Below are 12,422 nucleotides of genomic sequence, written 5' to 3' on the forward strand. Positions count from 1 at the left end.
CGTCGATCGAAGACCGTCGGCGCTACTTCAGGATCGGGTCGCAGTTCGTGAACCTGAACGACGTCATCATCGTGAACACCGCGCTGCTGCCGCGGCGCTCCGCGTAGAAGAAGTCGAGCGGATACTCCTTGCCGACCTCGATGCCGAGCTCCTCGGCGTGCGCGTCGAGCTCGAGGAGCGCCGAGGTCGGGACGTGGAGCCCGCCCATGTCGATCGCGAGGCGCCTGTTGATGAACACCCAGAGGTCGTCGTCGCCGTTGAAGAAGAAGACGCCGCCGCGCTGGTAGTCGAACGTCATGTGGAGCTCGTACGTGAAGCCGAAGTTGTGGTCCCGCCCCTCGTTGCCCCACCCCTGATCGTCGATGGGGAAGAACTGGTCTCCCGAGAAGAGCCCGAGGCCGCTTTCGCTCACCTGGAGCGGGACGTCGTACCGGATCGGTACGTTGACCGTGGGGTCGTCGTGATACCACTGATAAAACGCCTCGGGCCCGGTCGTGTGCTCCGTCCCGCCCTCATGGGCATAGACCGGCTTGTCGTCGGGGCCGAGCTCGGGCTCGACGATCCCTTTCAGGCCGTCGCCCGCAAAGGTCTCGAAGTCGGGGTGCCCGCCGTCAAGGCCGAAGGCCTTGAAGTCGCGCACCACCCCCGCGAGCTTCGGCTCGCAACGCTCGTCCCCGCCAGCGCCGGCGGTGCCTTGGAGAGAGCCGCCGCCAGCGCCGGGATCGAGGATGCCGGGGTCATCACCGCCGGCGGTGGACGAGGCGGGCGACGACGATGTCGTGGCGCCGAGGTCGCGACCGATGACGGCGATCTCGGTGGTGCACCCCGCGAGCGCCGTGCCCGTCGAGAGAAGGACGGCCAGGAATCGCGGGGTGCCCGCGCGGTTGGCCGCCGTGGGCTGGGCTAGCTTCATCGAGATCGTCTCCTGTCGCATGGATGCCTCCGAGCTTGCCGGTCCGGCAGGCAAGCTCATGTGAACGCGTCGTTTCGAGGGGCGGCGCCCGAAGGGGCCCTGCCGATGAGGCGGCGCACCCGACGGGCGTCATCGGCCGCGGGCGCGCGGCCGAACGCAGCAGCTCGCGCGCCCCGGCCGGGGCGCCTCCCTCCTCCTCGATCCACCGCTTCGGTTCGCTCATGTGCCCCGCTCGTCTGAATGCCGGCATCCGACGGGTCCTTCATCAAAACGCGATCCCACCGACCACGCGCACGGCGAGGCGCGCGCCCTCACCGGGGCTGATCCAGCGCCGGGCTCCCGGGTCGCAGCCCTCCGGCTCGTGGATGGGGAGCGCGACGTCGTGCTCGCGTGGCCGCGATCGCTTCACCGACGCCCCGCACGGGGCCTCAGCTCCAGTGAGCCGTCAACTCGAGGTGATCGTCGTTGTCGCCACCGCCGGAGATGATGCGCTGGCGGACGTGGTCGGCGCCGCCGATCACGAGGAGCTGCTCGCAGGAGCCGATGACCTCGGTCCACATGTTCTCGTCGAAGCCTTGGCAGCCGATCCAGAGAGCGCGGGTGAAGCCGCGGCGGGATTCGAGGACACGGACGTGGCCGGCGGAATAGTAGTTGGAGAAGACGCGCTGGCCGAGGGAGAAGAGGGTGGAAGGGGAGATGAGGTTCGCGATGACCTTGTAGATACCGCTCATGTCGTCGTGCGTGCACTGGCGGCCAATCTGGTGGATGAGCTCCTTGCCTTCGCCGGTCGTGCGCCGGATGGCCTGGAACAGGTCCTTGTACCAGGCGATCGGGTACCAGCCGGTGGAGACGAGGCTGCCGTAGCGGATGCCGTCGCGCAGCGGTTCACACATCTCATCCAGGCTGCGCTTCTGGACAGGCTCGCCGCGCAGCTTGCCAAAGCTCGCCACCACGGAGCGAAACGCCACCCCCTTGACCTTCGGTTCGTCGGTCATCCCATCGCGCGAGCGCGCTCGGCAAGGAAGGTACCGCATCCGGCGGGGGCAGGCCAGCGCCCCGGGTGGCAGCGACGGGCCCGGACAGGCGCGAACCGCGGCTTGGCAGTGCTCAAAATTGAACATGAAGGCGGGAAGAAGAGATCAATGATCTTCCCGCCTTCCCGCCTTCATGTGAACTCTCTCCGGGCAAATTTGAGCACTACCCAGCGCCGGGTGTCCCCTCAGGTCCTCACCCATGACTCCCGCCGCCCGGTACACGATCCTCGAGACGCTCTCCGGCGAGGGGAGGGCGGTCGTTCATCGCGCGCGGAGGGACGCCGATGGCCATCCGGTCATCCTCAAGGTGCTCGACCCGCGCCGCAGCGGACCGAAGGAGCTCGAGCAGCTCAGGCGCGAGTACGAGCTCGGAACGTTGTTCGACACCCCCGCCGTCGTCCGGCCGCTCGCCCTCGCGACGTACCAGGGGATGCACGCCCTCGTCCTCGTGGACGAGGGCGCTGACTCCCTCGATGGCCTGCTCGGCGAGCCGATGCCCATGGATCGGTTCCTCCCGGTCGCCATCCGCATCGCCGGGGCGGTCGCGGAGATCCACGGCAAGGACGTCATCCACAAGGACCTGAAGCCCCAGAACATCCTCGTGAGCCCCGCGAGCGGCGAGGTGAAGATCACCGACTTCGGCCTCGCGTCGCGTCTCCCCCGGGAGCACCGGCCAACGCAGCCGGCGCGCCTCATCGAGGGCTCGCTCCCCTACCTCGCGCCGGAGCAGACGGGGCGGAGGATCGCTATCAGAGCGCTCGCGGCCTCCGGCGCGATCTGGAGAGATGCCTCGCCGAGTGGACCCGGAACGGCACGATCAAGCCGTTCACACCGGGGGAGCACGACGCGCCCGATCAGCTCCAGATCCCCCAGAAGCTGTACGGGCGGGACGCGGAGATGGCCGTCCTGAAGGAGGCGTGGGGCCGCGACCGCGGTCCTGGCCCTTAAGGCACAGGCGCGGTCTCCGGCGGCGCGGGCGCCCCCAGGCCTGCCGCGGGGCGGCGCAGCGTGAGCACCGCGCGGCAGCCGCCGCTCGGCGCGGCCTCGAGCCAGCACTCGCCGCCGTGGCGGCGCGCCACCTCGCGCGCGAGCGGCAGGCCGAGGCCGAGGCCGGCGCGGTTGCGGCGCCGCCCCTCGCCGGTGCGCGTGAAGCGGTCGAACACCGCGTCGCGCTCGCCGGGCGGCACGCCGGGGCCTCGATCGTCGACCTGGAAGACCACCCGGTCGGGCTCGGGCACGACCCTCAGGATCACTGGCGCGCCCGCGGCGTAGGCGGCCGCGTTGCGGAGGAGATTCGCGAGCGCCGCCTCCACGAGCGCCGTGTGCACGCGCAGATCGGCGTCACCCTGCGCGTCGAGCTCGAAGGCGCAGCCCGCGCGGACCAGCCCCGGCCGCTCGTGGGCTGCGGCCTCTTCCGCCAGCGCGACGGCGCCGGCCGGCTCGAGGCCCTGCTCGACCTGGCCCGCGTCGACCCGGGCCAGCGCGAGCAGGCCCTCCACGAGGCCCCGCAGGCGCTCCACCTCCTCGCGCACGGACTCGAGCACCTCGCGGTACTCCTCGGCCCCGCGGGACCGGCGCAGCGCCACCTCGATCTCGCCGAGCATCGCCGTCACCGGGGTGCGCAGCTCGTGGGCCGCGTCGGCGGTGAAGCGGACCTGGGCGCGGTGCGCGGCGTCCAGGCGGTCGAGCAGCGCGTTCACGGCGGCGAGCAGGGCGCGGAGCTCCGCCGGGCCCGCCTCGGTGAGGCGGTCGCCGCCCGCGAGCGCGGTCACGCGCGCGGCCTCGGCGCACGCGCGATCGAGCGGCGCGAGCGCGCGGCGCACCGTGCGCCGGAGCAGCAGCGCCGCGGTCAGCGCGGCGGCGGCGGCGAGCGCGCCGTAGATGGCGGCGAAGGGGCCGACGCTGCGCGCGAGGGTGACGCGCGGGGCAGCGGCGGCGATGAGCACGTGCTCGCCATGTCCGTCGCGCACGGCCTCGACCTCGGCCGGCAGGACCAGGAGGCGGAGATCGCCGACGTCGCCCGCGGTCGGGCGCTCCGCGGCGAGCGCTTCCCGCGCCAGATCCGCCGGGACGCGCCGGTCGCTCTGGCGCGAGACCCACACCGACGCCGGCGAGCGGCTGTGCTCCACCTCCCACGCGCCGGGGGCCTCCGGGTGGGCGTGCTCGTGGGCCGCGGCGAGCAGCGCCCGATCGAGCGAGCGCACCTCGGCCTCGTGCAGCAGCGCGGCGGTGCCGACGCCGACGCCCGCGAGCGCGCCGAGCACCACGGTGACCGCGCCCGCGACGAGCGTATCGGCCAGCGAGCGGCTCACCGCGGCCGCTCCTCGAGGACATAACCGACGCCCCGCACCGTGTGGATCAGCGGGCGCGCGAAGCCGCGATCCACCTTGGCCCGCAGCGCGCTGACGGCCACGTCGACGACGTTGGTGCCAGGGTCGTGGCCCACGTCCCAGACGCGCTCCAGCAGGCGGGTGCGGCTGAGCACCCGGCCGGCGCTCTCCGCGAGCGCGCGCAGCAGCGCGAACTCCTTCGCCGTGAGGTGGATCTCCCGCCCGGCGCGCTCGACCCGGTGGGCCGCGAGATCGATCAGCAGGTCGGCCACCTCGATGCGCTCGCTGCGCCCGGCGCGGCGCGACACGGCGGCGATGCGCGCCAGCAGCTCCTCGAACGAGAACGGCTTGGGGAGGTAGTCGTCCGCGCCGCCGTGGAGGCCCTCCACGCGCTCGCCCACCCGGTCGCGCGCGGTGAGGCAGATCGCCGGGGTGGCGGCGCCGCCGCGGCGGAGCTCGCGGATGAGGTCCAGGCCGTCACCGTCGGGCAAGGCGCGGTCGACGAGGAGGAGGTCATAGTCGCCCTGGGCGAGCGCGCGCCGGGCGCCCGCGAGGTCCTCCTCCACGTGCACCTGGTGCCCCTCCTCGGCGAGGCCGCGGCGCAGGAAGCCCGCGATCTTACGCTCGTCTTCGATGACCAGGATGCGCATGGGTCTCCGCCGTGCTCGAGCCGGGGCTCAGTCGTCGTCCTCGTCCCGTTCGCGTCGATCCGCGCCGGCGGCAGGCGTCGCCTCGCCGGCCGGTGCACTCTGGCCTCGGGCAGGCTCGGCGGCCAGGGCGCCACCGCGCACCTCTGGGTGCCGGATCTCGCCGCCCGCGGCGCCGGTCCAGGCCATGGCGCCGCTGGTCAGGATCGCGCCTCCGAGGGTGATCACCACCGGCGCGCTGGACACCGTCCGCCGGCGCTCGGGCGCGTCGGCGAGCGTCATCGCCGCCGGCGCGCCGGGCGCCGTCCGGCGGCGCTCGGCGAGCAGCAGCGCCGCGATCCCCGCGAGCGCGGTCAGGCCCGCGAGCGCGGTCGCCACACCGGCCCGCTCCTCGTGGACCTCCATGGCCTGCTCGGAGGTGCCCGGCAGGCGCTCGACGACCTCCTCGGCCGGCTCGCCGCTCAGGTAAGCGGCGGCGGCGCCGGCGGCCGAGAGCACCAGCACGAGCACCGCGGACCGCAAGGCGCCGCGCTCGGCGCGATGGAAGAACGCCAAGATAAGGAGCACCGCCGCGATGGCGAAGCCGACGATGGGGAGGTGGTTGATGATGAGGTGAAGATGCGCTGCGTTCATGAGGACCTCGCTCGGTTCAGCCCTCAACGTCTTCCCGGAACCTGGACCGGACCTGTGGCGATCATGAGAATTTCATGAGAACGCGGCGCCCAGCGCCCACGCCTCCTGCACCCCTCCGCCCGGCCCCCATGGCCCGCCCGCAAGCGAGCGCCGGGCGCGTTGCGCCGACGCGCGGCGTTTGCACCTCCTGCCGCGCGGCGCCGCGCTGCCGGCGGGGCTCGGCGCTGGTACGTCTCATGCTCGGTCCCTGGATCGGAGGACATCATGAAGAAGGGGCTGTACGACGCGCTGCGCTCGGATCATCAGCGGCTGGACGAGGTGTTCGAGGGCCTGCTCAACCGGATGCACGCCGGCGATGCGGAGGCGGCGCGCGAGATGTGGGGAGCGTTCGAGCGCGACCTCTCGGCGCACATGGAGGCGGAGGAGGCGGTGCTCCTGCCGGTGCTCGATCGCTTCGACCCGGAGGAGGCGGGCACCGTTCGCGCCGAGCACCTCGGCATCCGCAAGCTGATCGCGGAGATGGGGGTCGCGATCGAGCTCCACACGTTGCGGGAAGAGCGGGTGGAGGCGTTCGTCCGGGCGCTGCGGCAGCACGCCGCCCACGAGGAGGAAGGGCTGTATCCGTGGGCCGACCGGGAGCTGCCCGAGCCGGCCGTGGCGCGCCTGCTCGATGGGCTCGCCGCGGCGCGCGACGCCGTGAAGCGCGCCGCTCACCGGTCCTCGACGGCCGCGCCGGGGCCTCGGGCTCCTTGACCGGGCCGACGCGGCCCGCGGCGCCTCAGCCCGCGCGCAGCCTCAGGGGCCCTCGGCGTCGAAGATCGCGCCGACGTACCGCAGCGTCGTCTCGCGCCGGCGGCGCGCGCGCTCTGCCGGGTCCTCCTCCACGAGCACCTCGTCGGGCTTCACGCGGAAGAGCGGCTGGCCCTTCTGCACGATCGTCCCCTCGCCGCCGTCGATGAGCACCTCCTCGATGGTGCCGGAGCACGGCGCGAGCACCTTGTTGAACATCTTCATGACCTCGATCACGTAGAGCGGATCGCCGGCGGCGAAATGGCTGCCCTTCGTCACGAGCGGAGGCCGATCCGGCGCCTCCTGCGCATAGAACATGCCGCCGGTGACCGCGACGATCTCGTTGGCCCGCATGGCGGGCGGCGGCGCGAGCACCTTGCGCATGCGGGCCGAGAGCTCGCGATCGAGCAGGCGCTCGGGGATGTCGACCGTGCCGTCCTCCCGCGCGCGGAGCTCGAAGAAGCGCGCGGCGTCCCCCGCGAGGACCAGCGCGTCGAGGAGCTCGAGGCCCGCCTGGAAGCCGAGGTGCGAGCCGCGGACCCGCCGCCACAGCTCGGCGTCGTAGCCCTGAGGCGCTGTATCCCGGGACAGGTGCGCTCGCAGCTCGGGCCACGAAGGCGCGCCGCCCGCCTGGCCCATCCGCTCGCCGACGCGCCGGTAGAAGCCGAGCGCCCGCGAGAGCACCTCCTGGTCGTGATCCCAGATCACATGGGCCGCGGGCGCCTGCGGCTGCGGCGTCATGTTGAGCAGCCAGTACGTGTCCGCGAGCACCTCGATCGGGTTCTTGAGCCAGCGCACCCGCCCCGACCGGATCTCGAACGACTCCATGTTCCGGCTGAGCCACGCCGACAGCAGGTGCGGCTCCGCGCAGATCTTCTCCACGGGACGGCGCACCAGCGTGTCCTTCAGCGTGAAGACCTTCTTCAACGCGCCTCCGCCGGTCGCCTCCGCGGCCCCGGCCCGCGCCGCGAGGCGGCGCTCGTGACGGGCGCCGAGCTCGGCCCACATCGCATCGAAATCGAGCCCCCCGAGCTCCACCGCGAGCAGGCCGACCTGCGTGATGTAGGGGACCACGAAGCGCGTCGTCGGCTTCGTCCACACGCTCCGCGCGAGGAACCAGTGCACGAGCCCGTAATGGAACAGGAGGTTCGTTTGGAGATCGCTGCCGCGCAGCGTGGTCCTGCGCAGGATCTCGCAGATCCGCTGATAGGCCTCCTCGCGCGAGGCGCCGTAGGTCACGAGGAGCGCGATGTTGCTGTCGTAGGCGCCGGCGACCCGGTAATGCATGAACACCCCCGTGTCGGGGTTCTTCACGCAGATGCCCTGATCGTCGCGGATCTCGTGCGGGTGCGGATCGCTCCAGGACACGATGATGCCGGCCGCGTGGGGCTCCAGCGCGCCGTTCGTCGCGTTGAGGCGCGCCTCCACCGCGGACCCTTCCCGCCGGACGCGGATCGGCCGGGGCAGCCGCTCGCCGTGGCGCGCGAGGAGGACCATGCATTCGACGAGCGAGGTCACCTCGAACGCGTCGGCCGGATCGGCCGGGTTCTCGAAGCGGAGGCCATAACAGAGCTCCGACACCCGGTGCTCGACCTGGATCCGGGTGTTGACCTCCATGAAGTAGTGGTGAGCCCCCTCGACGATGCACTCGAACGTCGAGGCCGAGTTCAGCCCGACCGCCTGCCCGAACCGCTCCGCCTCGGCCTCCATCCGGGCGAGCGACGCGAGCTCGCGCTCGAGCGACGCCGCGCGCGGCGCCTCGCCGGCCGCGCGCGCCCGCTCGATCGCCTCGAGCAGCCCCTCCTGCGTCATCGCCACCTCGAGCAGCTTCTGCTCGTGCATCTGCAGCGAGCAGTCGCGCCCGCCCAGCGCGACGCACCACGCGCCGTTGCCGATCAGCTGGATCTCGTTGTGCCGCGTCTCCTCGATGTTGAGCTCGAGCAGGATGTTCTTGTTGTCGCCGACGCCCGCGGCCTTCACCTCCGCGAGGACCTCCCGCGCCAGCGCGGGGACCTGGGTCGCCCGCGCCCGCGCCGAGACCTCGAGCTCCGCCGCGTCGGGCGCGATGCCGGCGAGGAGCCGCTGCCCCTTGCCGCCGCCGCCGCCGATGGCCTTCAGCCGGATCCGCCGCCCCGGGTGGCGGGCGAGCAGCTCGGCCGCGCCCCGCTCGAGCTCCTCGCAGAGCTCGTCGGTCGTGTAGAGATCCACGCGCTGCGCGTACGCCGCCGCGAGCAGGGCGTCCGCCGCCTCGGCGAGCGGGATCCCGTCGGCGAGCCGCGCGCCCGCGGCGCCCTCGCCGAGCAGCCCGCGCTCCGCCGCGGCCGCGCGCAGCGCCGCGTGATCGGGCCACTTGCGGAGCACGATCCGCCGGGTCGCGTCGTCGATGCCGGGCGTCACGCTGACCGCGGTCGCGAGCGCCGTCCGCTTCGCCTCGTCCTTGAGCCCGGCGGCGCGCTGCACCGACGAGCGCGGGCCGATGAAGACGAGCCCGGCCTCCTCGAGCGTGCGCACGAACTCCCCGTCTTCGGCCATGAAGCCGTAGCCCGCGAACACGTGCGTGTAGCCGCCGGCCCGGGCGATCGCGACGATCTCCTGCATCAGCTTGACGCGCTCGTCCTTGGTGGCGCCGGTATAGTCCTTCACGCGGTGCACGTGCGCCGGGTGGACGCAGCGCAGCTCCGGCGCCAGGGCGTGCGTGTAGACGATCGAGTCCTTCTCCGAGAGGAGGATGCCGTAGTGCTCGATCCCCATCTGGGCGAAGACATCCATCGCCTCTTTCCGGATGGGGCCCCGGCAGACGATCAGCGGCCGCACGTCGTCGGCGGCGAAGGAGCGCGCCCACGCCGAGCTCGAGCGGCCGAGCCTGCGGTCGCGCACCACCCTGGGGTTGCGGTCGTAACCTCGCTTGGTCTCGAATCCATCCATGATCAATGGAACTCCCGCTGAACACCGGTGAACGGCCCTGGCTGGTAGTGCCGCAGCAGGAACTCGAGGTTCTCTGCGATCACCGAGCGGAGCTCGCGCGGCATCACGAGCCGCGAGATGGAGCCCAGGCTGAGCCCCTCGCGCGGGTTCATGAGCTCCCGCTCGTACCGCGCGCTGAACTCGGCCTCTCTCGCCTTCAGCCACGCCGCGGCCTCGTCGCGGGCCTCCGCCTTCGCCTTGGCCTCGTCGAGGCCGCGGGCGAGCCGCTCCTTGACGCCGGCCTTCTCCCTGGCGCTCGCCTGCGCGCGCACCTTGCGGAGCTCGTCCTTGTAGACGAACTCCTTGCCGGCGGGGCCCATCACGGCGACGCGCGTCGTGGGGAGCGCGAGCACGACGTCCGCGCCCGTCGCGTAGTTGTTGAACGAGGCATAGGCGCCGCCGAACGCGTTGCGCACGAGCAGCAGGATGCGCGGGGTGCGCACGTCGATGATCGCGTCGAGCATGGCCCGGCCGGCCTGCACGATGCCCATCGCCTCTTGCTCCCTGCCCGGGAGGAACCCTGTGGTGTCCTCCATGAAGAGCAGCGGGATGTTGTAGAGGTTGCAGAAGCGGATGAAGCGCGCGTTCTTGTAAGCGGCCGCCACGTCGATCTGACCGGACGCGACAGCGCTGTTGTTCGCCACGAAGCCGACGACGCGCCCGCCGACCCGCCCGAACGCGGTGATCGTGTTGCGCGCGCGCTGCGGCTGCACCTCGAAGTAGTCGCCGTGATCGCAGATGCGCTGGATGATGATGTTGATATCGAGCGGCGTGTTGTAGCCCGTCGGCGACGAGATCGTCCTCCGGAGGAGCGTGTCGATCTCGGTCGTCTCCCGGCCCACCGGATCGCTCGTCCGCTGGAAAGGCGCGCTCTCGCGGTTGTTGCTCGGCAGGTAACCGAGCAGCCGGACGGTGGTGCGCAGCGCGCCCACCTCGTCTGGCACCGTGAGATCGGCCACCCCCGAGGCGCCGTGGACGCGCGGGCCGCCGAGGTCGTCGGGCGAGACCACCTCGCCGAGGACCGACTTGACGACCGCCGCCCCGGTCAGGCCGAAGAAGGTGCCGCCCGGCTGGATGACGAAGCTGCCCTGCCGCGGCAGGTAGGAGCCGCCGCCCGCGTTGAACCCGAACATGCACATGATGCTCGGGACCACACCGCTGATCTTGCGCAGCGCCGCGAACGCCTCGGCGTAGCCGTCGAGCCCTCCGACGCCCGCGGGCACGTAGGCGCCGGCGCTGTCGTTGAGGCCGATGAGCGGGATGCCCCGCTCTCCCGCGAGCTGGAACAGCCGCGCGAGCTTGCGGCCGTTCGTCGCGTCCATCGACCCGGCGCGGATCGTGAAATCGTGGCCGTACAGCGCCACGTCGCGGCTGCCGATGCGCAGGATCGCGGTGACCAGCGAGGCGCCGTCCAGGTTGGGCCCCCAGTTCTCGAAGACGACCCGCGGCGGCTCGGGCGTGAGCACCCGGATGCGCTCCCAGATCGTCATCCGGCCTTTGCTGTGCTGCCGGATGATGCTCTCCGGGCCTGCGGAGACATAGGGGCGCCTGCGGAGCTCCTCGGCCTCCCGGAGCGCCGCGTCGTACGCCGATGCAGGCGCGGCCGGCGCCGAGGCACCCTCGTCGAGCGGATCGTCGAGCGAGGGCACGAGGGCGGAGGGATTCACGGCGACATCGTTGTGATCAAGAGGGCTCATGGACGGGCGAGGCGCTCTATATCATGGTCATCCGCGCGAGAGGACATGATCGCCGAACACATAGCGGCGCTGCTTGGCCGCGGCGAGCAGGTCGGCGCGGTGATCGGGGTGGGCGATCTCGATGAGCGCCAGCGCGCGCTCCCGGATGTTCCGGCCCCAGAGATCGGCGACGCCGTGCTCCGTCACCACGTAGTGCACGTCCCCGCGGCTCGTCACGATGCCGGCGCCCTGCTCGAACGCCGGCTGGATCCGGCTGATCGTGCCGTCCTTCGCGGTGGACCGGAGCGCGATGATCGGCTTGCCGCCGGCGCTTCGCGCCGCGCCCCGGATGAAGTCGACCTGCCCCCCGATCCCGGAGAAGAAGCGGCCCATCAGCGTGTCGGCGGCGACCTGGCCCGTCAGATCGACGGCGAGGGCCGCGTTGATCGCGATCATCCTGTCGTTCCTCGCGATCGTCAGCGGATCGTTGGTGAAGGCGGACCCGCGCATCTCGATGACGGGGTTTTCGTGGGCCCAGGCGTAGAGGGCGCGGCTGCCGAGGAGGAACGAGGTCACGAGCTTCCCCGGCAGGAGGGTCTTCCTGCGGTTCGTGATGACGCCGCGCTGGACGAGAGCCATCACGCCGTCGGAGAGCATCTCGGTGTGCACGCCGAGGTCGCTCCTGCCTCCCAGGGCGGCGAGGACGGCGTTCGGGATCTTGCCGATGCCGGTCTGGAGCGTCGCGCCGTCGGGCACGAGCGTCGCCACGTTGCGGCCGATGGCGAGGTCGACGTCGTCGAGCGGCTCGATCGCGCGCTCGGGGAGCTCGCGGTCCACCGGGACGAGGTGGGTTATCCGATCCACGTGCAAGAACGAGTCTCCGTGGGTGCGGGGCATCCGCGGGTTGACCTCGGCGAGGATCAGAGCCGCCGAGTCGACGGCGGCGCGGACGATATCGACGGAGACGCCGAGGCTGACGAAGCCGTGGGCGTCCGGGGGGCTCACCTGGATGAGGGCCACGTCGATGCCCACCCGGCCCGAGAGGATCAGGCTCGGGATCTCGGAGAGGAAGACCGGCATGAAGTCGGCGCGCCCCTCGTGGATCGCCTCGCGGACGTTCTGGCCGATGAAGAAGGCCGTGTGACGGAACCGCCGCTCGAGGCCGGGGCGAACATACGGCGCGGGGCCCTCGGTCATCAGGTGGACGATCTCGTTGCCGGCGAGGTGGTCGCCGGACTCCACCATGGCGTTCACGAGATCGGTCGGCTCCGCGGCGCCCGAGCCGACGAGGATGCGCCGCCCCGCGGGGATCGCGCGGATGGCCTCCTCGGCCGTCTTGATCTTGTCGCCGAAGCGCGATCGCCAGTCCGTGATCGTCTGCTGCATCGTGTGCCTTCTTCCGGTGTTCTCGGGTGGATGAACGGAGCGTGTTTGCC

10 protein-coding genes are annotated in these 12,422 nt (G+C 72.0%); 2 read left to right on the top strand and 8 right to left on the bottom strand.

Annotated features, from left to right (window positions below):
- Positions 1–22: 22 nt before the first annotated feature.
- Both WMF45_RS18755 and WMF45_RS18760 read right to left on the bottom strand, forming a co-directional pair.
- Positions 23–934, bottom strand: a complete 912-nt coding sequence (locus tag WMF45_RS18755; protein ID WP_437718244.1) for a fibro-slime domain-containing protein — start codon at positions 932–934, stop codon at positions 23–25.
- 407 nt (positions 935–1,341) lie between these two features.
- Entirely contained in the window at positions 1,342–1,908 is a 567-nt protein-coding gene (locus WMF45_RS18760) for a hypothetical protein (RefSeq protein ID WP_437718245.1), read from the bottom strand.
- Between the two features lie 238 nt (positions 1,909–2,146).
- On the opposite strand from WMF45_RS18760, the gene WMF45_RS18765 reads away from it, so the two are divergent.
- Entirely contained in the window at positions 2,147–2,857 is a 711-nt protein-coding gene (locus WMF45_RS18765) for a serine/threonine protein kinase (RefSeq protein ID WP_437718246.1), read from the top strand.
- A 34-nt stretch (positions 2,858–2,891) separates the two neighbouring features.
- On the opposite strand, the gene WMF45_RS18770 is transcribed toward WMF45_RS18765, so the two are convergent.
- Genes WMF45_RS18770 through WMF45_RS18780 form a run of 3 tightly spaced genes read right to left on the bottom strand, consistent with a single transcriptional unit; the run spans position 2,892 to position 5,557 of the window.
- On the bottom strand, positions 2,892–4,259 hold the full coding sequence (locus WMF45_RS18770; RefSeq protein WP_437718247.1) for a sensor histidine kinase: 1,368 nt from the start codon (positions 4,257–4,259) through the stop codon (positions 2,892–2,894).
- Positions 4,256–4,927, bottom strand: a complete 672-nt coding sequence (locus WMF45_RS18775; protein ID WP_437718248.1) for a winged helix-turn-helix domain-containing protein — start codon at positions 4,925–4,927, stop codon at positions 4,256–4,258. The genes WMF45_RS18770 and WMF45_RS18775 overlap by 4 nt, the downstream gene beginning before the upstream one ends.
- Before the next feature lie 27 nt (positions 4,928–4,954).
- Positions 4,955–5,557, bottom strand: coding sequence for a hypothetical protein (locus tag WMF45_RS18780; RefSeq protein ID WP_437718249.1), 603 nt, complete (start codon positions 5,555–5,557; stop codon positions 4,955–4,957).
- A 264-nt stretch (positions 5,558–5,821) separates the two neighbouring features.
- Here WMF45_RS18780 and WMF45_RS18785 point away from each other — a divergent pair, with 264 nt between their 5' ends.
- Positions 5,822–6,310, top strand: a complete 489-nt coding sequence (locus WMF45_RS18785; protein ID WP_437718250.1) for a hemerythrin domain-containing protein — start codon at positions 5,822–5,824, stop codon at positions 6,308–6,310.
- Positions 6,311–6,352: 42 nt separating this feature from the next.
- On the opposite strand, the gene WMF45_RS18790 is transcribed toward WMF45_RS18785, so the two are convergent.
- The 3 genes from WMF45_RS18790 to WMF45_RS18800 are packed head-to-tail and all read right to left on the bottom strand — an operon-like array spanning position 6,353 to position 12,372.
- Positions 6,353–9,271 (bottom strand): biotin/lipoyl-containing protein, encoded by a 2,919-nt coding sequence (locus WMF45_RS18790; RefSeq protein ID WP_437718251.1) that lies wholly within the window; start codon positions 9,269–9,271, stop codon positions 6,353–6,355.
- 2 nt (positions 9,272–9,273) lie between these two features.
- Positions 9,274–11,007: an acyl-CoA carboxylase subunit beta gene (locus tag WMF45_RS18795; protein ID WP_437718252.1), complete on the bottom strand. Its 1,734-nt coding sequence runs from the start codon at positions 11,005–11,007 to the stop codon at positions 9,274–9,276.
- A gap of 27 nt (positions 11,008–11,034) precedes the next feature.
- Positions 11,035–12,372, bottom strand: coding sequence for an acetyl-CoA hydrolase/transferase family protein (locus WMF45_RS18800; RefSeq protein ID WP_437718253.1), 1,338 nt, complete (start codon positions 12,370–12,372; stop codon positions 11,035–11,037).
- Between the last annotated feature and the right edge of the window lie 50 nt (positions 12,373–12,422).

Origin of the sequence: Sorangium sp. So ce448 (assembly GCF_051520915.1) — a bacterium.
GTDB lineage: Bacteria > Myxococcota_A > Polyangia > Polyangiales > Polyangiaceae > Sorangium > Sorangium cellulosum_B.